Here is a 22,410-nt window from a genome sequence, read left to right as displayed (position 1 = left end):
CCTCGAAGCACTCGAATATCCCGAACGGACAGCTCAAAAGCAGCAACCCCAGGAAAGCACTAACCTTGAGTTAGTGCAACCTGTTGGTTAGCGCTGCACTGGCGTACGCTTGGGCCATGACCAGCACCCATGACCTGGCCGGCACCCCGGATCAGGACGACCTCGCCTACAACGTGTTCGCCAAGGCATGCCCCTCGCGCGCCACGCTGGAGCACGTCACGGGCCGCTGGGGCGGACTGACGCTCGGCGCGCTGTACGAGGGTTCGCTGCGCTTCAACGAGCTGCGCCGCCGGGTCGACGGGGTGAGCGAGAAGATGCTGTCCCAGACGCTGCACGCGCTGGAGCGCGACGGCCTGGTCCACCGCGAGGCCCAGCCGACCAACCCGCCCCGCGTGGACTACGAACTGACCTCCCTGGGCCGCCAGGTCGCCGAACGGCTGCTGGCCCTCATCCACTGCGTGGAGGGCGCCATGGACGACGTCCTCGCCTCACGCACGCGTTACGACGAGACGCGCGGCGCCCTCTGACACTTGGGGCAGAAGTAGCTGGACCGGTTCATCCAGGGGCGGCGTCGCATGGGGGTGCCACAGCGCTTGCAGGGCAGGCCCTCGCGGCCGTAGGCGTCCAGGGACCGGTCGAAGTAGCCCGACTCGCCGTTGACGTTGACGTACAGGCTGTCGAAGCTGGTGCCGCCCACGGAGAGGGCCGCGTTCATGACGTTCCGGACGTGGCCGAGGAGTTCGGCGGTGCGCGGGCGGGTGAAGTTCGCGGTCGGACGCTCGTAGTGGACGCGGGCGCGCCACAGGGCCTCGTCCGCGTAGATGTTGCCGACCCCGCTGATCAGGGACTGGTCGAGCAGGGCCCGTTTGATGGTGGTGCGCTTGCGGCGCAGGGCCTGATGGAAGGCCTCGTCGTCGAACAGCGGGTCGAGCGGGTCCCGGGCGATGTGCGCGATGACGTCGGGCAGGCCCTCGGGGGTGTTGTCGTGCAGCGACAGACCGCCGAAGGTGCGCTGGTCCACGAAGCGCAGCTCGGTGCCCTGGCCGTCGGCGAACCGGACGCGGATACGCAAGTGCTTCTCGTCCGGCGCCTCGTGCGGCTGCACCAGCAGCTGGCCGCTCATGCCGAGGTGGGCGAGGACGGACTCGTTCGTCTCCTCCAGCGGCAGCCACAGGTACTTGCCGCGCCGGCTCGGGGTGCCGATGTGGCGGCCCTTGAGCCGGTGCGCGAAGTCGTCGGCGCCCGCGAGGTGCCGGCGCACGGCACGGGGGTGCAGCACCTCGACGTCGGCGACGGTGCGATGGGCGACCCAGCGCTCCAGACCGCGCCGGACGACCTCGACCTCGGGCAACTCGGGCACGGCTCTCCTCGGGGCGGCGGCAACGGAAGGCTGCGGAAACGCTGCGGAAGCGCTGTGGGCAGCGTATCGCGGGGGTCGGGCGGGTCCGCCGGGGTCCCCGGGCCCACCGGGAAAGAGCCGAGCGCCCGCCCCCGCTGACTGCGGGAGGGGCGCTCGGGTGTTGCTCGGGTCAGGCTGCGGACGACGGATCGTCGTTCTTGGCGGCCTCCTTGGCCGCCTTGGCGCGCTCGTCCGCGGCGGCCCGGATGGACCGCCAGGCGGACTCTGCGGCCTGCTGCTCCGCCTCCTTCTTGCTGCGGCCGGTGCCGGTGCCGTACGAGACGCCTCCGACGCGGGCGGCAGCAGTGAAGGTCTTCTCGTGATCGGGACCGGTCTCCGTGACCAGGTACTCGGGCACGCCGAGCCCCTCGATCGCGGTGAGCTCCTGGAGGCTGGTCTTCCAGTCCAGGCCGGCTCCGAGGTTCGAGGACTTCTCGATGAGCGGGTCGAAGAGCCGGTGCACCAGCTCGGACGCCGCGTCGAGGCCCTGATCGAGATAGACCGCGCCGATCACCGCTTCCAGGGTGTCGGCGAGGATGGACGCCTTGTCCCGGCCGCCTGTGCCTTCTTCACCACGGCCGAGCCGGATGAAGGCGCCCAGGTCGAGGCCACGACCGACCTCCGCCAGCGCACGCGAGTTGACCACCGCGGCCCGCAGCTTGGCCAGCTGGCCTTCGGGCAGGTCGGGGTGGATGCGGTACAGCGTGTCCGTGACGACGAGGCCGAGCACGGAGTCCCCGAGGAACTCCAGCCGCTCGTTCGTCGGCAGACCGCCGTTCTCGTACGCGTAGGAACGGTGGGTCAGTGCGCGTACCAGAAGGGCGGACTCGACGTGATAGCCGAGCCGCCCTTCCAGAAGCGTGTGGGACGAGGCTGTATTGTCCGACTTTTTCCTGGCGGTTGGTTCCGCCTTGGCGTCATCCGCCTTCTTGGCAGTGGACACGGTGCCTCTCACCAGCCGCTCAGACCTCGAGGACCTGGCGCTTGTTGTAGGTGCCGCAAGACGGGCACGCGATGTGCTGCTGCTTGGGCTCGTGGCAGCGCTCGCACGCAACCAGGGTGGGGACCGCAGCCTTCCACTGCGACCGGCGGTGGCGCGTGTTGCTGCGCGACATCTTCCGCTTCGGAACAGCCACGGCTACTTCTCCTGCTTCTCGTCGGCGTGCGCTGATGGAAGCGCGCCGCCGCTCATCTCGTCCTTCTCACCGGGTTCGAGCGAACCGGCGAGTCCCTGCAGTGCCGCCCAACGGATGTCGACGGCGTCGTGGTGGTGGTCCCGGTCGTCCGCGAGTCGCGCTCCGCATTCGGAGCACAGGCCCGGGCAGTCGTCCTGGCACACCGGCTGCATCGGCAGTGCGAGCACCACCGCATCCCGCAGCAGAGGTTCGAGGTCGAAGAGTCCGTCCTCGAGGAAGAACCTGTCCTCGTCGTCCTCGGCGTCGTCGCCCGGTTCCGCGATCACACGGCCCCGGTCGTCGGCGTCAGGGTACGAGAACAGCTCCTGGAAGTCCGCTTCGAGCTCCTGCCCGACCGGCTCCAGACACCTTACGCACTCCCCCTCGGCCTGTGCACGGGCGGTGCCTGTGACGAGCACCCCTTCCATGACCGACTCGAGCCGGAGTTCGAGCTCCACCGGGGCGCCTTCCGGCACTCCGATGACTCCCTGGATGCCGAGATCCGCGGGGGCCTCGATCTCACGGGTCAGGCGCTGCAGCGCGCCAGGACGCCGACCCAGCTCGTGCGTGTCGAACACGAGAGGGTTGCGGTGGTCAAGGCGAGCGTTGGAGGCCATTCCTGCTTTCGATCTTCGAACTCGAAGGGACGCGGCCCGTAGGTGTTCCGGGCAGCGTTGATCGCGGACGTACGCGCGACCGAAGAGCCAGGATACTGGACCTTTCGCTCTCGGCCCAATCCGGTGGTCGGCGGGCGGTCGCGCGGGGCGGCTTCCCCGCTCGCTACAAGCCCCGGCCCTGCTCGTAGGCCCGCAGTTGCTCCGCACTGATCATGCTGGTGTCGAAGAGGCTGGTCTCGTCGAGGGCGTAGCCCTGCTGCTGAGACTGCTGGTGCTGCTGGTGCTGCTGAGGGTCGTAGGCGGCCTGCTGGGCTTCGTAGCCCTGGAAGGGGGCACCTCCCGCCGGAGCGTAGCCGGAGGCGGGGGCGTACGGATCGGCCTGCTGGTAGCCGTTGCCGTAGGGGTCGTGCTGGGTGTAGTCGGGCTGCTGCGGGAAGCCCGCGTACGGGTCGGGCTGCTGCTGGACGGGGGCACCTCCCGCCGGAGCGTAGCCGGAGGCGGGGGAATAGGCCGGCTGCGGCTCGTACGACGGCTGCTGCGGCTGCTGCTGGGGCTGTGCCGGGCGCTCGGCCGGGGTGTCCCCGAGGGCCGCGAGGTCGGCGAGATAGTCGGCGTCGCTGGTGTGCTGAAAGGTCGAGGTGTCGTCGGCGAGGGCGCCCAGGTCGTCGCTGGCGATCCGGCCGTGCAGCTTCTGGCGGCCACGGCCGACCGCCTCCAGGGTCTTGGCGAGGACCGCCTCGAAGGCGCCCAGCTTGGCGTCGACGTAGGCGTCGGCGTTGTGCCGCAGGGTCTCCGGGTCCTGGCTGCGCTCGGGGGCGTCCTCGTCCTCGTAGCCGTTCTCGTCCAGGCCGGGCCCGGTGCCGAGCAGCTTCTCGCGGCCGCGGCCGACCGAGCCGAGGGTCTTGGTGAGGACGACCTCGAAGTTGGCGAGCTTGGAGTCGACGTAGTCGTCGGCCTCGGCGCGGATCTCCTCGGCCTCCTTGCCGGCCTCGGTGACGATCCGGTCGGCCTCGGCCTGGGAGCGGCGGGCGATCTCGGTGTCGGAGATCAGCGAGCCGCGTTCGGCATGCGCGTTCCCGATGATCCGCTCGGCCTCCTGACGGGCCTGCTCGACCATCTGCTCACGGTCGCCGATCAGCTCCTGCGCCTGCGCGAGGGAGCCCGGCAGGGCCTGGCGCACCTCTTCGAGCATCGCGAGCAGGTCGGCGCGGTTGACCACGCACGAGGCCGACATGGGCATGGACCGGGCGCCGGAGACCGCGGAGACGATCTCGTCGAGCTTCTTCTGGACGTCCACCTGTGCTCGCCACTCTCTACAGCTGTGTTGGAGACGGACGGGACGACTGTAGCCCTTCAGTCCTTGCGCAGACGCTTGCTGAGCGCCTCCAGGACGGGCGCCGGGACCAGGTGGGACACATCGCCGCCCCAGGCCGCGACTTCCTTGACGAGCGAGGAGGACAGGAAGCTGTAGGTCGGGTTGGTCGGCACGAACAGCGTCTCGACTCCGGTGAGGCCGACGTTCATCTGGGCCATCTGCAGTTCGTAGTCGAAGTCGCTGACCGCGCGCAGGCCCTTGACGATGGCGGGGATGTCGCGCTGCTTGCAGAAGTCGACGAGGAGGCCGTGGAAGGACTCGACCCGGACGTTGGCGTAGTCGGCGGTGACCTCGCGGATCAGCTCGATCCGCTCCTCGATCTCGAACAGGCCCTTCTTGGCCTTGTTGATCATCACCGCGACGTAGACCTCGTCGTACAGACGGGAGGCGCGGGCAATGATGTCGAGATGTCCGTTGGTGATCGGGTCGAACGACCCGGGACAGACGGCGCGGCGCACTTGTGATCCCTCGCTCTCCGGTCCGGTCATCGTGCGTCTTCGCACGTAGAGGCGGCGCGACCGTACCAAAACGTTCCCTCGCCGTAACGACGGGACCGGAGGGCCTCGAAGCCGTCCGGCCAATGGAATTCGCCGCCTCTGGTGCTGCGCTCCACGGTGACGAGAGCCTCCGGCGCGAGCCAGCCCTCCGAGCGGAGTGTGAGGAGAATCTCCCCAAGATCGTCGTCCGTGACGGCGTACGGCGGGTCGAGAAAAACGAGGTCGTACGACTCGGCCGGGGGCTGTGTCCTGATGATCTGTTCTGCTTTGCCCGCTCTGACCTCGGCGCCGGGGAGACCGAGGTTCTTCACGTTCTCCCGGACGATCTTCGCTGCGCGGGCGTCCGCTTCGACCAGGAGGGTGTGGCCTGCGCCTCGGGAGAGGGCCTCCAGGCCCACGGCGCCCGAGCCGGCGTAGAGATCCAGGACCCGTTCGCCGTCCAGGGGACCGCCGAGGAGGGACTGCCAGGTGGAGAAGAGGCCTTCGCGTGCGCGGTCCGAGGTTGGCCGGGTACCTGTCCCGGGCGGCACCGAGAGGCGCCGTCCGCCTGCCCTGCCGGCGATCACGCGGGTCATTCGGGGTCCTTCTTCGTGGGTGGCTTTGTATGGTCAGTCTGGCAGGCCTGATGGGGTGGGTGCTTGATCGTCATTGGCGGGTGCGGGTGCCTGGGGGCCGTTCGCACAGTTCCCCGCGCCCCTTGGGGAACTGCCCTCACCCCTTCTCCAGGTACTGCTCCCTCTCCTCGTCCAGCAGGGCGTCCAGGGCCGTGCGCAGGCCCGGGAGGCCGGTCAGGTCCGGGTCGGCCGCCACCACCGCCGCCGCCTCCTGTCTCGCCTCCGCGATGACCTCCTCGTCCTCGATGACCGCGAGGACCTTGAGGCTGGAGCGGGCGCCGGACTGGGCCTGGCCGAGGACGTCGCCCTCGCGGCGTTGCTCCAGGTCGATGCGGGAGAGCTCGAAGCCGTCGAGGGTGGTGGCGACGGCGTTCAGGCGCTGGCGGGCGGCGCTGGCCTCGGGCATCTCGGTGACCAGGAGGCAGAGGCCGGGGGCGGAGCCCCGGCCCACGCGGCCGCGGAGCTGGTGGAGCTGGGAGACGCCGAAGCGGTCGGCGTCCATGATCACCATGGCGGTGGCGTTGGGGACGTTCACGCCGACCTCGATGACCGTGGTGGCCACCAGGACGTCCGTCTCGCCCGCCGCGAAGCGGCGCATGACGGCGTCCTTGTCGTCCGGGTGCATACGGCCGTGCAGGACCTCGACCCGGAGGCCCTGGAGCGGGCCCTTGGCCAGCTGGTCGGCCACGTCCAGGACGGCCAGGGGCGGACGCTTCTCCGCCTCGTCCTCCGGTGACTTCTTCGCCTTCTTCGGGTCGGCGGCCTCGTCCATGTCGTCGCCGATGCGGGGGCAGACCACGTACGCCTGGTGGCCGCCCGCCACCTCCTCGCGCACCCGCTCCCAGGCGCGGGCCACAAAGTGCGGCTTGTCGGCGGCGGGGACGACATGGCTGGCGATCGGGGAGCGGCCGGCCGGGAGCTGGTCCAGTACGGAGGTCTCCAGGTCGCCGAAGACGGTCATGGCGACCGTGCGCGGGATGGGGGTCGCCGTCATGACCAGGAGGTGCGGGGGCTGCTTGCCCTTGCCGCGCAGGGCGTCGCGCTGTTCGACGCCGAAGCGGTGCTGCTCGTCGACGACCACCAGGCCGAGGTCGTGGAACTGGACCTTGTCCTCGATCAGCGCGTGCGTGCCGATCACGATCCCCGCCTCGCCCGTGACGAGGTCCAGCAGGGCCTGGCGGCGGGCGGCCGCGCCCATCGAGCCGGTGAGCAGTACGACCTTGGTGGCGTGCTCGGCGCCGCCCAGCATGCCTTTCTCGGCCAGCTCGCCCATCATCTCGGTGACCGAGCGGTGGTGCTGCTGGGCGAGGACCTCGGTGGGCGCGAGCATGGCGGCCTGGCCGCCCGCGTCGACCACGGTGAGCATGGCGCGGAGGGCGACGAGCGTCTTGCCGGAGCCCACCTCGCCCTGGAGCAGCCGGTGCATCGGGTGCTCCGTGGCGAGGTCGTCGAAGATCTCCTCGGAGACCTTCCGCTGGCCTTCGGTGAGGGTGAAGGGCAGGCGGTCGTCGAAGGCCGCGAGGAGGCCGTCCGGCTTCGGTGTGCGCGCCACCGCCGGGAGTTGGCTGTCGGCGTACCGGCGGCGGGCCAGGGCGACCTGGAGGACGAAGGCCTCGTCCCACTTCAGGCGGGCGCGGGCGTCGGCCACGTCGGCCTTGGTGTGCGGGCGGTGGATCTTGAGCAGGGCCTCGGGGAGGGGGACCAGGCCGCGGCCCTCGCGCAGGGCGGGCGGCAGCGGGTCGAGGGCCTCCTGGGCGCTGGGCAGCACGGTCTGGACGGCCTTGCCGATCTTCCAGGACTCCAGCTTGGCGGTGGCGGGGTAGAGCGGGATCAGGGCGCCGGCCCAGCTCTCGACCGCCTCCTCGCTGTCGCCGCGCAGCAACTCATAAGCGGGATGGGCCAGTTGGAGGCGGCGGTTGAAGACGGAGACCTTGCCGGCGAACATCGCGCGCGTGCCCGGCAGCAGCTCCTTGTGGGGCTTGTGCACGCCGTTGCCGAAGAACACCAGCTGGAGCCGGCCGCTGCCGTCCGTGATGGTGACCTCCAGCCGCTGGCCCTTGCCGCGCGGGGCCTTGGCGGAGGCGAAGGTGTGCAGGCGGGCGTCGGCGACCTGGGCGACCACCGTGACGTGCTCGTCCATGGGGAGGTCGGCGAGGTGCGTGAGCTGGCCGCGCTCCTCGTATCTGCGGGGGTAGTGGTGCAGGAGGTCGCCGACGGTGTGCAGGCCGAGGTGCTCGGCCATCACCTTCGCGGTGGCGGGGCCGAGCACTGACTTCAGTGGCTGCTTCAGTGGTTCTTCCAGTGCGGGCACGAGATCCATTGCACACCACACCACTGACAAAGCCGTAGACGCTGCCCTGCGGATTCGCCGGACGCTGTCCTGCACATTCGTCGAGCGATGTCGTTCAGGTCCCGGAAAGCGCTGGTCAGGTGGCCCGTTCCGGCTCTAGGATGGCGCGCTCCGGCCATCCCCCGCGGTCACCGCCCCTCCGGGACCGCCCGACCCCGCGCCGAACGCCTGCTCCCCCCACCGGCGCTGCGACGATGGACTCCCAGACCTCACAGTCATCCCAGGCATCCCAGTCACCTCATACGTTCCAGGTCGACCTGCGTGGTCTGGTGGACCTGCTCTCCCATCACCTCTACTCCAGCCCCAAGGTCTATCTGCGCGAGCTGCTGCAGAACGCCGTGGACGCCATCACCGCCCGGCAGGCCGAGGAGCCGGGCGCCCCGGCGCGGGTGCGGCTGTACGCCGCGGACGGCGGCCTGCGGGTGGAGGACAGCGGCGTCGGGCTCACCGAGTCGGACGTGCACAGTCTGCTGGCGACCATCGGCCGCAGTTCCAAGCGGGCGGAGGGCCTGCAGGAGGCCCGGTCCGACTTTCTCGGCCAGTTCGGCATCGGACTGCTGGCCTGTTTCGTGGTCGCCGAGCGGATCCGGGTGGTCAGCCGCAGCGCCCGTGCCCCCGAGGCTCCGCCGGTCGAATGGACGGCGAGCGACGACGGCTCGTACACCGTGCGCACGCTGCCCGGCGCGGCGCGGCCCGAGCCGGGCACGACCGTGTATCTGACGGCGCGGGCCGGTGCGGCCGAGTGGCTGGCCGGGCCGCGGGTGCTCGCGCTCGCCCGGGACTTCGGCTCGCTGCTGCCGTACGACATCCGGGTGGGCGAGGAGGCGGTCACCGACCTCCCGGCGCCCTGGGACCGCTCGTATCAGAGTCCCGCCACGAAAAGGGTGGCGCTGGCCCGGCACTGCCACGAACTGTTCGGTTTCACGCCGCTGGACTCGATCGACCTGGACGTGCCGCTGGCCGGGATCCGCGGGGTGGCGTACGTGCTGCCGGCGGCGGTCAGCCCCGCGCAGCGGGCCACGCACCGTGTGCACCTCAAGGGCATGCTGCTGACCGAGCGGGCCGAACAGCTGCTGCCCGACTGGGCGTTCTTCGTGCGCTGTGTCCTGGACACCGACAGCCTGCGGCCCACGGCCTCGCGCGAGTCGCTGTACGAGGACGAGACGCTCGGCGCGGTGCGGGAGGCGCTCGGCGAGAGGATTCGGTCCTGGCTGACCGGTCTCGCGGCCGGGGACCCGGAGCGGCTGGCGGCGTTCCTCGCCGTGCACCACCTGGGGGTGAAGTCTCTGGCCCGGCACGACCGGGAGATGCTGCGCACGATGCTGCCGTGGCTGCCGTTCGAGACCACCGACGGGCAGCTGTCCCTGGAGGAGTTCGCACAGCGGCACCCGGTGGTGCACTTCACGCGGACGGTCGAGGAGTACCGGCAGGTCGCGCCGATCGCCTCCGCCCAGGGCGTCGGCGTGGTCAACGGCGGTTACACGTACGACAGCGAGCTGGTCGAGGCGCTGCCGTCGGTGCGGCCGGGGACGGTGGTCGCCGAGCTGGACGCGGACACCGTGACCGCCCACCTGGACGCGGTGGACCCGGCCGAGGAGCTGGCGCTGTCCGGCTTCCTGGCTGCCGCGCGCGCGAAGCTCGACCCGCTGGGCTGCGATGTCGTCCTGCGCGCCTTCCATCCGCTGTCCGTGCCCGCGCTGCACCTGGACGACCGGGCCGCCCGGCACGAGCAGGCGCGGGCGGAGGCCGAGGAGCAGGCAGACGATCTGTGGGCGGGCATCCTGGGTTCGCTGCGCGGCAGCGCCCCGCGCGCGCGTCTGGTGCTCAACCATCTCAATCCGCTGATCCGCAGGATCAGTTCACTGGGTGACCCGGAGCTGATCGGCACCGCGTCCGAGTCGCTGTACGGACAGGCGCTGCTGATGGCGCAGCGGCCGCTCAGGCCGGCCGACTCCGCGCTGCTGAACCGGGCGTTCATCGGCCTCCTGGAGTGGGCCACGCACCGGGAGGACGGCCGCTGATGGGTGAGTTCACGGACTTCGACGCTCTGCGCCGGGCGATGGCGGAGAACTCCGAGCAGCCGGAGGGCCCGGCGCGCAACGCGCGCGCGGAGCACCTGCTCGCCGAGGCGGAGAAGCTGAACATCCCGCTCGCCGTGATCGAGGCGCTCGGGCACCAGCTGAAGGTCTACAACTACAGCTCCGAGAAGGACCGGATGTTCGTCCCGTTCGCGCGGCTGCTGCGCATGTGGGACGAGCGGCCCGGGGACTTCGACGAGTACGAGGCGCACTCCCTGCACTGGGTCTTCAAGTGGGTGTCGGCGGGCATGCTGGACCAGCCGCACATCCCGCTCGCCTCGACCGAGAAGTGGCTCGACGAGATGGAGCACCGTTACCGGCTCGCCGGGCACTCCGAACGGGCCGTGCGCAGCGCGGAGTTCAGTGTGGCCGCGCACATCGGTGACCTGGGGCGCGCGGAGCGGGCGTACGCCGCCTGGCTGGCCGCGGACCGGGACCGGATGGCCGACTGCCACGCCTGCGAGCTGCACGGGCAGGGCGTGTGGCAGGTCACGTGCGGCCGGGACGCGGAGGCGCTGGAGCTGTGGCGGCCGGTGCTGGAGGGCGAGTACAGCTGCGCCCACGAGCCGCACACGGTGCTCGCCTCCTCGCTCGCGCCGCTGCTGCGTCTCGGCCGCCCGGACGAGGCCCGCGCCCACCATCTGCGGGGTTTCCGTCTCGTCCGCCCCATGGAGAGCATGCGGGGCGCCTACGCCGACCATGTGGAGTTCTGCGCGCTGACCGGGAACGAGGCACGCGGTCTGGAACTGCTCGCCGAGCGGCCGGCGTACTTCACGGACACCGGGCATCCGCGCAGCCGGCTGGACTTCCTGGCCGTCGTGGCCCTGCTGATGGACCGGCTGACCGGGCTGGGACTCGGCGAGCGGCAGGTGCCGGGCCCGGCCGGGCGGTCCTGGGCCGCCCACGAACTGGCCGCTCACACGCGCGCGGAGGCCCTGGAGCTGGCCGAGCGGTTCGACACCCGCAACGGCACGTCGTACGTCGGCGACCGCGTCCGCGCGCGCATGGCGCAGCGCCCGCTGGTGGAGCGGCTGCCGCTGGGGGTGCGGACGGTGCGCTCCGCGCCGGCGCCCCTGGCCGCGCCCCGGGCGCCCGAGGTCCCCTCCGCGCCCGACCTGCCCGAGCTGCTCGCCGAGGCACGCCGGCTGGCCGACACCCTGCGGCCGCACGCCCTGGAGGCGTGGGCGGCGGTCGCGCGGGCCGCCGAGGGCGTCGAACTGGACGCGCGCGACCGCGCGCAGATCGCCGACCACGAGGCGATGGCCCGCGGCCCCGAGGGCATCGCCCTGTTCGAGCGGGCGGCCGCGCTGTACGCGGAGGCGGGCGACCCCGGAGAGGCGCTGGCGGCACGCGCGCGTGGCGCGTACATACGCGCCCTGACGGGCGAAGTGGACGCGGCGCTGACCACGGTCGCCGTGCTCTACGACGAGGCACTCGCGCTGTACGCCGAGGAAGCCACCGGGGTCCGGCAGACGGCGTCGGTCGTGATGAGCCGGGCGCGGATCCTGATGCGCAGGGTGCAGGAGATGCCGCCGGAGGCGCCCGGGGCCACGGAGGAGGCGGACGCTCGGGGAGCGAGGGCCGACTCGGCGGGCGCGCACACCGAGGATGCCGGCTCGGACGCCGGGCCTGCGGACTCGGACGTCACGGACACGAGCACGGACACCGGGCATGCGGGCTCGGATGCCCCGACCGCTGCCGGGGGCGCCCAAGTGCCGGGTTCTGGCACCGGTTCGGCCGGTGGGCACGGCCAAGGCCCCCTCGCGGACGCCGAGCAGGCCGTGTGCGAGGTGCTGGCGCTCGTCGACGGGCGGGCCGGGGACGATGTGCGGCTGGCGGCGCGGGCCGCCGAGGCGCGGGCGATGCTGGCCGAACTGGCCGAGCGGTCCGGCGCGGCCGAGCGGGCGACGCGGCTGCTCCGGCGGGCCGCCGCCGAGTACGTGGCGGCCGGGCTGCCGTGGTTCGCGGTCGAACACGAGGTGCGGGCCGCTGCGCTCTCCCACCAGCTCGGCGACCTGGGCGAGGCCGAGCGGGCGCTGCGGGCCGCCCTGGAGCACGGCGCGCCGTACGTGGAGCCGGCCGGGCGGGCCCAGCTGCATCTCCAGCTCGCCGAGGTGGTCGGCGGCCGGGGGGAGCCCGTCGAGGCCGCGGAGCACGCCCTGGAGGCCGCGCACTGGGCCGACGAGGCGGGCGAGAGCGCCACGCTGGGTGCCTGGGCACGGCACCAGCTGGGCGGCTTCCTGCTGCGCCAGGGGCGGTGCGCGGAGGCCGCCGAGGTGCTGGAGTCGGCGCTGCCCGACCTGTCCGCCGACACGCACGGCGACGGGGTCGTCGTCCAGGCGCGGTGGTGGCTGGGGGACTGTCTGAGCGAGCTGGGCGAGCACCGGGCGGCCGCCGAACGCAGGCTCCAGGCCGCCGAGATCGCCCGGCACTGGCCCGAGCAGCAGGATCACGCCACGCTCGCGCACCTCGCCGCCGAGTCCCTGAGCAACGCCGGGCTCCTCGACGAGGCGGACCGGGCCTATGCGCGCGCGGGCGAGCTGTGGCGCTCGCTCGGCAACCCGCACTTCCTCGTCCGCTCGTTGCGCGCCCGCGCGTGGCTGGCGCTGCGCGGGGAGACCGGGGCGGCGTCCGCGCGGGAGACGATGGCGGACGCGGTGCGGGAGAGCGAGCGCGCGCTGGAGGCCGCCCAGGACCCGGCGGCCCGGGAGCAGCTCACCGCCGAGCTCGGCCACACGCACCGGCAGTTCGGGGACCTTCTGGCCCGCTCGGCCGCCGAGGAGGCCGAAGAAGCCGAGGACGAGGCGGTCCAGGCCGCGTTCGAGGACGCGCTGACCCAGATGGACCGCGCGGCCGCGCTGTTCGGCTCGCTCGGCGCGAGCGGGCTGCACAGCCGCAGCGGCGCCGAACTGGCGGCGGGTTGGCTGGAGACCGACCTCGGCCGTCCCGCCGAGGCGGCGGCACGCGCGCGTGGCGTACTCGCCGCCTACGAGGCCGTCGACGAGACGGACGAGACGGCCCAGGCACGACGGGCGGAGGCGACCCAGATGCTCCAGCAGACGGAAACGGACCGGTGAGCGGCGCTTCGGCCGGCCGCGGCGGGACAGCGGGCGGCGCGGGACCGCTCACTCCACGCCGATGAGGAGCAGCGCTCCCTGGTGGCCGCCGCGGTACACCACGGTGTCCACGGCGAGGTAGGACTCGCGTACCCGTGCCTCCAGGCGGTCCGCGACGCTCGGCGGCGCCTCGTCGCCGACGACCAGCGTGACCAGCTCGCCGCCGGCCTGGAGCATGCGGTCCAGGACGGTCTCGGCGGTGGCGGTGACGTCCGCCCCGATCACCGCCACGTCGCCGTCGATCAGGCCGAGGACGTCCCCGGCCTGGCAGATGCCGGCCGTCGTCCAGGACTGGCGTTCGGCGACGAGCACCTCGGCGTAGCGGGTGGCGCCCGCCGCCGAGGTCATCTGGACGACGTCCTCGTCGAAGCGGCGCTCGGGCTCGTGCACGGCCAGCGCGGCGATGCCCTGGACCGCCGAGCGGGTCGGGATCAGGGCCACGCGGATGCCCTCGGCGCGGGCCTGCTCGGCGGCCGCCGCGGCCGTGTGGCGCAGTTCGGCGTCGTTGGGCAGCAGCACGACCTCGCGCGCGTGAGCGCGCCGTACGGCCTGCACCAGCTCCCCGCTGGCGGGCGGCTCCCCGGGGCGCGCGAGGACCGCGGTCGCGCCCGCCTCGCTGTACAGCCCCGCCAGGCCCTCCCCGGGCACGACGGCGACGACGGCTCGCTGCGCGCGCTCGCGCGGCGGCCGCTCGCCGCCGGTGTGCACGTCACCGAGCCCGAAGTGGGTGATCCGGATCCGGTACGGTCGCCCGGCCTCGATGCCCGCTTCCACGGCGGCACCCGCGTCGTCGACGTGCACATGGACGTTCCACAGCCCGTCGCCGCCGACCACGACGAGGGAGTCCCCGAGGGTGTCCAGCCGACTCCGGAGGCGGGCCACGGCCTCGTCGCCCGCCTCCAGGAGATAGATCACCTCATAGGCGGGTCCGCCGGCCTCGGCACCCTCCGCACAGGGCGCGCCCCCGGAAGCGGCCGCCACGCGCGCGTGCGGACCGGCACCGGCGTCCGAGGCCGAATCCGGAACGACTTGGGGAAGAGCTCCCGACTGCCTGGCGGCGGCTTCCCGTCCCGCCTCGGCGGTTTCTCTCACCGCCTCCCCCGTGAACGCCTCCACCAGCGCCCCCAGCACCGCCACGAGCCCCCTGCCGCCCGCGTCGACCACCCCGGCCCGCGCCAGCACGGCCAGCTGGCCCGGAGTCGCCGCCAGGGCCGCACTGGCGCCCTCGTAGGCGGCCCGCGCGACCGTCCCGCAGTCCCCCTCGGCCGCCTCGGCGGCGTCCGCGGCCGCCGAGGCGACCGTCAGCACGGTGCCCTCGACCGGGTGGGCCACGGCCTGGCGGGCGGACTCGGCCGCGTGCCGCAGTGCCAGCCGCAGCCCCGCACCGTCGATGTGGGACGCCCCACCGGCCTCCCGTGCGGCGAGCACCTGGGCCATGCCCCGCAGCAGCTGGGCGAGGATCGTCCCGGAGTTGCCCCGGGCCCCGATGAGCGCGCCGTGGGCCATGGCCCGTACGGCATCCGCGAGCGACGGCTCCCGCACACCCGTCCCGTACCCGGCGAACACGGCCTCCACGGCGGTGGCCGCCGACTCCAGGGTCAGGTACAGGTTGGTCCCGGTGTCCCCGTCGGCGACCGGATAGACGTTGATCGCGTCGATCTCCTCGCGCGCCCGCCCCAGTGCCCCGAGCGCCAGACCGCACCAGGTGCGCACCGCGAGAGCATCGAAGAATGTCTGCGGCACCTGCGGCACCTGCGCCTCCCTGGCTGGCTGGACGTCGGACGCAGCGTAGACCCCGGAGTGGTGTCCTCCGGAAGAGGGCCGGGAGCGGGCCCCTGAGCTGCCATGGTAGTTTCGTTGTGCTGGCGCAGTCGTTGTATGCTGCTCCGGTTGCCCGATCCAGATCGGGCTATTCCCCTGGCAACGCCACTCAGATCTCTGATCCTGCGATCTCGATCCCGGCATGCCGGGATCATCCGTAAGTGCATCTGAAGTCTTTGGAGTGACCCGTGGCTGCCAACTGCGACGTCTGCGGCAAGGGGCCGGGCTTCGGCAACAACATCTCGTTTTCGCACCGCCGTACGTCCCGCCGCTGGAACCCGAACATCCAGCGTGTGCGTACCGTGGTCGGCGGGACGCCGAAGCGCGTGAACGCTTGCACCTCGTGCATCAAGGCCGGCAAGGTCTCGCGCTGACGCAATCGCTGAGCGCGCGGCCACTGCTTGGTTCGCTGCACTGAGCCGGTCCACCTCAGGGTGGGCCGGCTTTTTGCCGTACCGCAAGAGCAGGTAGCGCAAGATCACTCCTTGCCCCAGCGCAAGACCGCAAGAGCAGGTAGCGCAAGATCACTCCTTGCCCCAGCGCAAGATCGCTCAGTGCAGGACCGCCCAGTGCGAGATCACATCAGCGCGAGATCACTCAGCCGACCTGAACCGCCACCCGTGGTCCACCGGCCCGATCCCCGCCCCCAGCGCGAACCCGGCCGCGATGGCCCCGGTGACGTACTCCTTGGCCGCGCCCACCGCCTCCGGCACGGTCAGCCCCTTCGCCAGTCCCGACGCGATCGCGGACGCCAGCGTGCAGCCCGTACCGTGGGTGTGCCGGTTGTCGTGACGCGGGGCCCGCAGCCAGTGCTCCTCGGAGCCGTCCGTGAGCAGGTCCAGCGCGTCCCCGGACAGATGTCCGCCCTTGATCAGCGCCCAGCGCGGCCCGTACTCCAGCACCGCGCCCGCGGCCCGTCGCAGATCGTCCTCCGACTCGACGCGGACCCCGGTGAGTTGGGTCACCTCGTCAAGGTTCGGGGTCGCCACGGTCGCCACCGGCAGCAGCTTCGTGCGGACCGAATCCAGAGCGGAGGCGGCCAGCAGCGGGTCGCCGTGCTTGGAGACGCCCACGGGGTCCACCACGGCCGGTGCGTCCGTGCCGGAGATCAACTCGGCGACCGCCTCGACCAGTTCGGCCGAGGCCAGCATCCCGGTCTTCACGGCCTGTACGCCGATGTCGTCGGCCACGCTGCGGTACTGGGCCCGTACCGCCTCCACAGGCAGCTCCCAAGCGCCCTGCACGCCCAGGGAGTTCTGCGCGGTCACGGCCGTGATCACGCTCATCCCGTGCACGCCGAGCGCCAGCATCGTCTTCAGATCGGCCTGGACGCCCGCCCCGCCGCCGGAGTCCGACCCCGCGACCGTGAGGACCCGGGGGATCATGACTCGATGTCCCCGAAGTGGTCCCAGCCGCCCTTGCTGGTCCAGGGCGCCCCGTCGACGGTCACCTGGGGCAGCGCCGAGGGGTTGAGGACCTCGCCGATGACCTTCCAGCGGGCCGGCAGCTTGGCGTCCGGCGGGAAGGTCGCCACGATCGCGTGGTCCTCTCCCCCGGTCAGCACCCACTGCAGCGGATCCACGCCGACGGCCTGACCGATGTCGTTCATCTGCGTGGGGATGTCGATCGCTCCGGAGCGGATGTCGATGCGGACCTTGCTGGCCTCGGCGATGTGCCCGAGGTCGGCGATCAGCCCGTCGCTCACGTCGCACATCGCGGTCGCGCCGAGCGCGGCGGCGGCCGGGCCCGCGTGGTACGGCGGCTCGGGGCGCCGGTGGGCCTCCACGAAGGCGCGCGGGGAGCGGAAGCCGCGGGCCAGCACCGCGTATCCGGCCGCGGACCAGCCCAGCCAGCCCGTGACGGCCACGAGGTCGCCGGGCTGGGCGCCCGCCCGGGTCACCGGCTCCTGGTTGCGCAGATCGCCGAGCGCGGTGATCGACACCATGATCGTGTCCCCGCGTACGACGTCCCCGCCGACCACCGAGGCTCCCGCGACCTGGCACTCGTCGCGCAGCCCGTCCATCAGCTCGCTCGGCCAGGTGACCGGGAGTTCGGCCGGGACGACCAGGCCGAGCAGCAGCGCGGTCGGTACGGCGCCCATCGCGGCGATGTCCGCGAGGTTCTGCGCCGCCGCCTTTCGGCCGACGTCGTAGGCCGTGGACCAGTCGCGGCGGAAGTGCCGGCCCTCCAGCAGGATGTCGGTGCTCGCCACGACCCGCCGGTCGGGCGCGGCGACCACCGCGGCGTCGTCGCCGGGGCCGACCCGGACCGCCGGAGTGGTGGTGAGACGGGAGGTGAGCTCCCTGATGAGCCCGAACTCCCCGAGCTCACCAACAGTGCCCTTCATTACCCTTGCTCCCCTTCTGTCCCTTGCCGTGCCCGGTCGCGCGTCATCAGTGTCCCCGATACGGTCGAGGTGACCGTCAACTTCTGTCTTGCCTGCACCCTGGCGCGCAAGCCCGGTTCCCGCAGGTCTCCCCGCGGGGAGCGGCGACGCGATACCGTGGCGTTCCTTTTCCCCACATGATCCTCGTGGCCGCCCTGGAGGTTCCGTGGTACAGGCGTACATCCTGATCCAGACGGAGGTCGGCAAAGCGTCGACCGTCGCCGAGACGATCAGCAAGATCCCTGGAGTGATCCAGGCCGAGGACGTGACCGGACCGTACGACGTCATCGTGCGCGCCCAGGCCGACACGGTCGACGACCTCGGTCGCATGGTGGTCGCGAAGGTCCAGCAAGTGGACGGCATCACCCGCACTCTGACCTGTCCGGTCGTGCATCTGTAGCCCCCGTCTACCCTTGGCCGGTGGACATCTTCCGTCACCGGCCCCTCGGCCTGCTCGCGGCCGCACTGCTGATCGCGGTCGCGGGCTGCTCCTCAGCAGACGACAGCGCCACGGTCGCGGTTCCCAGCCCCGACGCCAGGACGGCGCCGGTGTGCCGGGATCTGCACCGGGCGCTGCCCGAGAAGCTCGACGGACGGAGCCGCAACGACCCCGCGCCCCGGTCCGCCTACACGGCGGGCTGGGGAAGCCCGGCGATCATACTGCGCTGCGGCGTCGTACGGCCCCCGAAGATGGTCGATCCGAAGGTGGCCGAGGGCGGTGACGCGGACGCCTTGGCGGGCGGGGTGAACGGGGTGGACTGGCTGATGGAGAAGCAGAGCGACGGCACCTGGCGCTTCACCACGGCCAACCGCGTGGCCTACGCCCAGGTCACCCTGCCGAAGGGGATGTCCGCACAGGACGGCACACCGGTGCTCACCAGCCTCGCGCCCGCCGTGAAGAAGGCGATCCCCAAGGGGATCGCCTCCATGCGGTGACAGCTGTGGTGCGGGTCAGCGAAGCCCCGTCGAGCGGCGCAGCGCCGCCTGCACCAGGCGGTCCACCAGCTCCGGGTAGCTGATTCCGGTGGCCTGCCACATCTGCGGGTACATCGAGATCGGCGTGAAGCCGGGCATGGTGTTGATCTCGTTGATCACGAACTCGCCGTCCTCGGTGAGGAAGAAGTCCGCGCGGACCAGGCCCTCGCAGGAGGCCGCCTCGAACGCGTCGACCGCGAGGCGCCGCACCTCGGCGGTCTCCTCGTCGGTGAGCGGGGCCGGGACGATGCCGGGCGTGGAGTCGATGTACTTGGCCTCGAAGTCGTAGTACGCGTGCGCGTCCGGGGGCGGGATCTCGGCCGGGACGGAGGCGCGCGGCCCGTCCTCGAACTCCAGGACGCCGCACTCGATCTCGCGGCCGCGCAGCGCGGCCTCCACCAGGATCTTCGGGTCGTGCAGCCGGGCCTCGGCGATCGCGTCGTCCAGGCCGGAGAGGTCGTCGACCTTGGTGATGCCGATCGAGGAGCCCGCGCGCGCGGGCTTCACGAACAGCGGCCAGCCGTGCTCGCCGGCGAAGTCGATGATCTTCTTGCGGGCGGCGGACTCGTCCCGCTCCCACTCGCGCGGGCGGATCACCACGTACGGGCCGACCTTGAGTCCGAAGGAGGTGAACACCCGCTTCATGTACTCCTTGTCCTGGCCGACGGCCGAGGCGAGCACGCCCGAGCCCACGTACGGCACCCCGGACAGCTCCAGGAGTCCCTGGAGGGTGCCGTCCTCGCCGTAGGGGCCGTGCAGCACCGGGAAGACCACGTCGACCTCGCCGAGGGCCTTGGGCACCGATCCGGGCTCGCTGTAGACGACCTCGCGGCTGGCGGGGTCGACGGGGAGCACCACGCCGCCCTCGGTGGACTCCGCCAGCTCCTCGACGGCGGGCAGCCGGCGGTCGGCGATGGCCATCCGCTCGGGTTCGTCGGCCGTCAGCACCCAACGGCCTTCCCGGGTGATGCCGATCGGCAGGACGTCGTACTTCGACCGGTCGATGGCGTTCAGGACGGCGCCGGCGGTGACCATGGAGATCCCGTGTTCGGAGCTGCGCCCGCCGAACACGACCGCCACGCGGGGCTTGCGGGACCGCTGCTCAGGGCTCTGGGGGAGGTTCTCGGTGCTCATATCGCGTTGAGAGTACCCGTTGGTAGAGCCCGGATACAGCGTCGACGGGCTGCCGGAAAGGGGGCGTCGCTCAGCGTCGCTCGGGCTTCGCGCTGCGCGACATCAGCTCCTTGAGGGCGACCACCGGCGGCTTGCCCTCGTGCACGATGTCCACGACCGTCTCGGTGATGGGCATCTCGACGCCGTGGCGGCGGGCCAGATCCGCCACGGACTCGCAGGACTTGACGCCCTCGGCGGTCTGCCGGGTGACCGCGATGGTCTCCTCCAGGGTCATGCCCTTGCCGAGGTTGGTGCCGAAGGTGTGGTTGCGGGACAGCGGGGAGGAGCAGGTGGCCACCAGGTCGCCGAGGCCCGCGAGTCCGGAGAAGGTCAGCGGGTCGGCGCCGAGCGCCATGCCGAGCCGGGTGGTCTCGGCGAGGCCGCGGGTGATGAGCGAGCCCTTGGCGTTGTCGCCGAGGCCCATGCCGTCGGCGATGCCGACCGCGAGGCCGATGACGTTCTTGACCGCGCCGCCCAGTTCGCAGCCCACCACGTCGGTGTTGGTGTACGGCCGGAAGTACGGCGTGTGGCAGGCGGCCTGGAGCCGCTGGGCGACCGTCTCGTCGGTGCAGGCCACCACGGCGGCGGCGGGCATGCGGGCGGCGATCTCACGGGCCAGGTTGGGTCCGGTGACGACCGCGACGCGGTCCGCGCCGACCTTGGCGACGTCCTCGACGACCTCGCTCATCCGCATGGTGGAGCCGAGTTCCACGCCCTTCATCAGGGAGACGAGGACGGTGCCGGGCGCGAGCAGCGGGGTCCACTCGGCGAGGTTGGCGCGCAACGTCTGGGAGGGGATCGCGAGGACCGTGAAGTCGGCGTCCCGCAGGGCCTCGGCGGCGTCCGCGGTGGCGCGCAGGTTCTCCGGGAGTTCGACGCCGGGCAGGTAGTCGGGGTTGGTCCGCGTCGAGTTGACCGCCTCGGCCAGGTCGGGACGGCGGGCCCACAGGGTGACGTCGCAGCCCGCGTCGGCGAGGACCATGCCGAAGGCGGTGCCCCAGGAGCCGGTGCCCATCACTGCCGCCCGGACTGGCTTGCTCACTTGCCGCTCTCCTCTTCCGTGCCGCCACGCGAGATCTCCGTGCCCGCCTGGGCGGCTTCCGCACCGGTCAGCGAGACTTCCGTGCCCGCCTGCGCAGAGTCCTTACCGCGCCGCGGCGCCTCCACACCTGTCACGTACGCTTCCGTGCCGGCCCCGGAGGGCTCCTCGTCGGCCGGTGCGCTCTCCCCGCCGTGCCCCGGCACCTCCCGCCCGGTCTGCGCGCGGGTCTTGCGGCGCTGCTCGATCCGCTCGCGGCGCGGGTCGTAGGGCGTCTCGGGGGCCTTCTCGCCGCGGATCTCCTCCAGCTGGCGGGTGATGGCCGCCATGATGACCTCGGTGGCCTCCTTCAGGAGGTCGGCGGTCATCTCCTGGTCGTAGAAGCGGGAGAGGTCCACGGGCGGGCCCGCGAGGACGCGGTGGGTCTTGCGCGGGAAGAGGTGGGGCTTCTTGGCGTAGGGCGGCAGCAGTTCGTTGCAGCCCCACTGGGCGACCGGGATCACCGGGCACTTGGTCTGCAGGGCCACGCGGGCGGCACCGGTCTTGGCGGTCATCGGCCAGCCGTCCGGGTCGCGGGTCAGGGTGCCCTCGGGGTAGAACGCGACGCACTCGCCGCGCTCCACCGCGTCGATGGCCGCCCGGAAGGCGCTGAGCGCGTCCGTGCTCTCGCGGTAGACGGGGATCTGTCCGGTGCCGCGCATCGCGGCACCGACGAATCCCTTCTTGAAAAGCCCGCTCTTCGCCAGGAATCGCGGAACCCGTCCGGTGTTGTACTGATAGTGCGCGTAGGCGAAGGGGTCCACATGGGAATTGTGGTTCACCGCGGTGATAAATCCACCCTCGGCCGGAATGTTCTCCATTCCACGCCAGTCCCGCTTGATCAGAACCACCAGGGGCGGTTTACAGAGGACCGCTGCGAAGCGGTACCAGAACCCGATTCTGCGGCGGGACACGCGGACACCTTCCTCTAGGACTTGCTCAGGGCCCGGGGGCCGCACAAGTGTCGCCCCGGACCGCCGGTCTGTCGAGAACACCGTACGCCCGCCCGTCACCCGTCACCGTCCTTGGACAGGGCTTCGCGCCCCCGCCCGTTCCCGGCGTACCGGATGCCCCGGGTGACAATGAGCGCGACGAGAGAGGGACGGTACGCCGGTGCAGTGGACCTTGGTCATCCCCCTGAAGCCTCTGGCGCGGGCCAAGAGCAGGCTCGCGGACACGGCCGCCGACGGGGTGCGCCCCGGGCTGGCCCTCGCGTTCGCCCAGGACACGGTGGCCGCGGCCCTGGCGTGTCCCGTGGTCGCGGATGTGGCGGTCGTCACGGACGACGCGCTGGCCGGCCGGGAGCTGGCGGCGCTCGGCGCGCGGATCGTCCCGGACACGCCGGGAAGCGGTCTGAACGCCGCCCTCACGCACGGCGCGGACGCCGTACGGGAAATGCGACCGGGCGCCGCGGTCGCCGCTCTGAACGCCGATCTCCCGGCCCTGCGCCCAATGGAATTGTCCCGGGTGCTGGACGCGGCGGCCGAATTCCCGCGGGCTTTTCTGCCGGACGCGGCCGAACTCGGCACCACTGTGCTGGCCGCGTCCCCCGGCCGGGCATTGCGCCCGGTTTTCGGCACCGATTCCCGCGTCCGGCACCGCACCTCCGGTGCGACGGAACTCCGGCTCACCGGCGTGGATTCGGTGCGGCAGGACGTGGACACCGGCGCGGACCTGCGGGCGGCGCTGGCGCTGGGCGTGGGCCCGCACACGGCCGCGGTGAGCGCGCGCCTGCTGATCTCCGGGCAGTAGGCTG

The 22,410-nt window shown here is 72.1% G+C and carries 21 protein-coding genes; 7 read left to right on the top strand and 14 right to left on the bottom strand.

Going from position 1 to position 22,410, the window contains the following annotated elements:
* The first annotated feature begins 116 nt into the window (after nt 1–116).
* The gene (locus tag AVL59_RS08995; protein ID WP_067301297.1) at nt 117–527 is read left to right on the top strand and encodes a winged helix-turn-helix transcriptional regulator; all 411 of its coding nucleotides are present in this window, start codon (nt 117–119) and stop codon (nt 525–527) included.
* Here the strand turns inward: AVL59_RS08995 and mutM are convergent.
* The 8 genes from mutM to recG all read right to left on the bottom strand — a co-directional run bounded on the left by mutM (nt 500) and on the right by recG (nt 7,997).
* Entirely contained in the window at nt 500–1,360 is an 861-nt protein-coding gene (gene mutM, locus AVL59_RS08990; RefSeq protein ID WP_067301295.1) for a bifunctional DNA-formamidopyrimidine glycosylase/DNA-(apurinic or apyrimidinic site) lyase, read from the bottom strand. The genes AVL59_RS08995 and mutM overlap by 28 nt on opposite strands.
* Nucleotides 1,361–1,529: 169 nt before the next feature.
* Complete coding sequence (rnc, locus tag AVL59_RS08985) at nt 1,530–2,354, bottom strand: ribonuclease III (protein ID WP_067301294.1); 825 nt, start codon at nt 2,352–2,354, stop codon at nt 1,530–1,532.
* A 7-nt stretch (nt 2,355–2,361) separates the two neighbouring features.
* Entirely contained in the window at nt 2,362–2,535 is a 174-nt protein-coding gene (gene rpmF, locus AVL59_RS08980; RefSeq protein ID WP_003951102.1) for a 50S ribosomal protein L32, read from the bottom strand.
* A 2-nt stretch (nt 2,536–2,537) separates the two neighbouring features.
* Nucleotides 2,538–3,191, bottom strand: coding sequence for a YceD family protein (locus AVL59_RS08975; protein ID WP_067301291.1), 654 nt, complete (start codon nt 3,189–3,191; stop codon nt 2,538–2,540).
* Between the two features lie 163 nt (nt 3,192–3,354).
* Nucleotides 3,355–4,488 (bottom strand): ATP synthase F0 subunit B, encoded by a 1,134-nt coding sequence (locus AVL59_RS08970; protein ID WP_067301289.1) that lies wholly within the window; start codon nt 4,486–4,488, stop codon nt 3,355–3,357.
* 56 nt (nt 4,489–4,544) lie between these two features.
* Complete coding sequence (gene coaD, locus AVL59_RS08965) at nt 4,545–5,024, bottom strand: pantetheine-phosphate adenylyltransferase (RefSeq protein WP_067301286.1); 480 nt, start codon at nt 5,022–5,024, stop codon at nt 4,545–4,547.
* Nucleotides 5,025–5,050: 26 nt separating this feature from the next.
* Entirely contained in the window at nt 5,051–5,638 is a 588-nt protein-coding gene (gene rsmD, locus AVL59_RS08960; protein ID WP_067301285.1) for a 16S rRNA (guanine(966)-N(2))-methyltransferase RsmD, read from the bottom strand.
* Between the two features lie 136 nt (nt 5,639–5,774).
* Nucleotides 5,775–7,997, bottom strand: a complete 2,223-nt coding sequence (recG, locus tag AVL59_RS08955) for an ATP-dependent DNA helicase RecG (protein ID WP_067301282.1) — start codon at nt 7,995–7,997, stop codon at nt 5,775–5,777.
* 224 nt (nt 7,998–8,221) lie between these two features.
* On the opposite strand from recG, the gene AVL59_RS08950 reads away from it, so the two are divergent.
* Together AVL59_RS08950 and AVL59_RS08945 are read left to right on the top strand one after the other, a co-directional pair.
* Entirely contained in the window at nt 8,222–10,048 is a 1,827-nt protein-coding gene (locus AVL59_RS08950) for an HSP90 family protein (protein ID WP_067301279.1), read from the top strand.
* A complete protein-coding gene (locus AVL59_RS08945; RefSeq protein ID WP_067317045.1) occupies nt 10,048–13,182 on the top strand; it encodes a hypothetical protein in 3,135 nt (1,044 codons plus the stop codon). Before AVL59_RS08950 ends, AVL59_RS08945 begins: the two co-directional genes overlap by 1 nt.
* A gap of 48 nt (nt 13,183–13,230) precedes the next feature.
* On the opposite strand, the gene AVL59_RS08940 is transcribed toward AVL59_RS08945, so the two are convergent.
* Entirely contained in the window at nt 13,231–14,973 is a 1,743-nt protein-coding gene (locus AVL59_RS08940) for a DAK2 domain-containing protein (protein ID WP_067301277.1), read from the bottom strand.
* A 257-nt stretch (nt 14,974–15,230) separates the two neighbouring features.
* Here AVL59_RS08940 and rpmB point away from each other — a divergent pair, with 257 nt between their 5' ends.
* A complete protein-coding gene (rpmB, locus tag AVL59_RS08935; RefSeq protein WP_009190838.1) occupies nt 15,231–15,416 on the top strand; it encodes a 50S ribosomal protein L28 in 186 nt (61 codons plus the stop codon).
* Nucleotides 15,417–15,635: 219 nt separating this feature from the next.
* Here rpmB and thiD read toward each other — a convergent pair whose 3' ends face one another.
* Together thiD and AVL59_RS08925 are read right to left on the bottom strand one after the other, a co-directional pair.
* Complete coding sequence (gene thiD, locus AVL59_RS08930; protein WP_067301275.1) at nt 15,636–16,427, bottom strand: bifunctional hydroxymethylpyrimidine kinase/phosphomethylpyrimidine kinase; 792 nt, start codon at nt 16,425–16,427, stop codon at nt 15,636–15,638.
* A complete protein-coding gene (locus AVL59_RS08925) occupies nt 16,424–17,389 on the bottom strand; it encodes a thiamine-phosphate kinase (RefSeq protein WP_067301273.1) in 966 nt (321 codons plus the stop codon). Before AVL59_RS08925 ends, thiD begins: the two co-directional genes overlap by 4 nt.
* 205 nt (nt 17,390–17,594) lie before the next feature.
* Between AVL59_RS08925 and AVL59_RS08920 the strand changes: the two genes are divergently transcribed.
* Both AVL59_RS08920 and AVL59_RS08915 read left to right on the top strand, forming a co-directional pair.
* Nucleotides 17,595–17,828: an Lrp/AsnC family transcriptional regulator gene (locus AVL59_RS08920; RefSeq protein ID WP_003997603.1), complete on the top strand. Its 234-nt coding sequence runs from the start codon at nt 17,595–17,597 to the stop codon at nt 17,826–17,828.
* A gap of 20 nt (nt 17,829–17,848) precedes the next feature.
* On the top strand, nt 17,849–18,364 hold the full coding sequence (locus AVL59_RS08915; RefSeq protein ID WP_067301271.1) for a DUF3515 domain-containing protein: 516 nt from the start codon (nt 17,849–17,851) through the stop codon (nt 18,362–18,364).
* Between the two features lie 15 nt (nt 18,365–18,379).
* On the opposite strand, the gene AVL59_RS08910 is transcribed toward AVL59_RS08915, so the two are convergent.
* The 3 genes from AVL59_RS08910 to AVL59_RS08900 form a co-directional block, all read right to left on the bottom strand.
* Nucleotides 18,380–19,537, bottom strand: a complete 1,158-nt coding sequence (locus AVL59_RS08910; protein ID WP_067301268.1) for a D-alanine--D-alanine ligase family protein — start codon at nt 19,535–19,537, stop codon at nt 18,380–18,382.
* A gap of 70 nt (nt 19,538–19,607) precedes the next feature.
* Nucleotides 19,608–20,618, bottom strand: a complete 1,011-nt coding sequence (locus AVL59_RS08905; RefSeq protein ID WP_067301266.1) for an NAD(P)H-dependent glycerol-3-phosphate dehydrogenase — start codon at nt 20,616–20,618, stop codon at nt 19,608–19,610.
* Entirely contained in the window at nt 20,615–21,568 is a 954-nt protein-coding gene (locus AVL59_RS08900) for a lysophospholipid acyltransferase family protein (protein WP_079146587.1), read from the bottom strand. The genes AVL59_RS08905 and AVL59_RS08900 overlap by 4 nt, the downstream gene beginning before the upstream one ends.
* 199 nt (nt 21,569–21,767) lie before the next feature.
* Between AVL59_RS08900 and cofC the strand changes: the two genes are divergently transcribed.
* Nucleotides 21,768–22,406, top strand: coding sequence for a 2-phospho-L-lactate guanylyltransferase (gene cofC / locus AVL59_RS08895; protein WP_067301263.1), 639 nt, complete (start codon nt 21,768–21,770; stop codon nt 22,404–22,406).
* Nucleotides 22,407–22,410: the final 4 nt, after the last annotated feature.

Origin of the sequence: Streptomyces griseochromogenes (assembly GCF_001542625.1) — a bacterium.
Classification (GTDB): Bacteria; Actinomycetota; Actinomycetes; order Streptomycetales; family Streptomycetaceae; genus Streptomyces; species Streptomyces griseochromogenes.
This window is presented reverse-complemented; position numbering and strand designations above follow the sequence as displayed.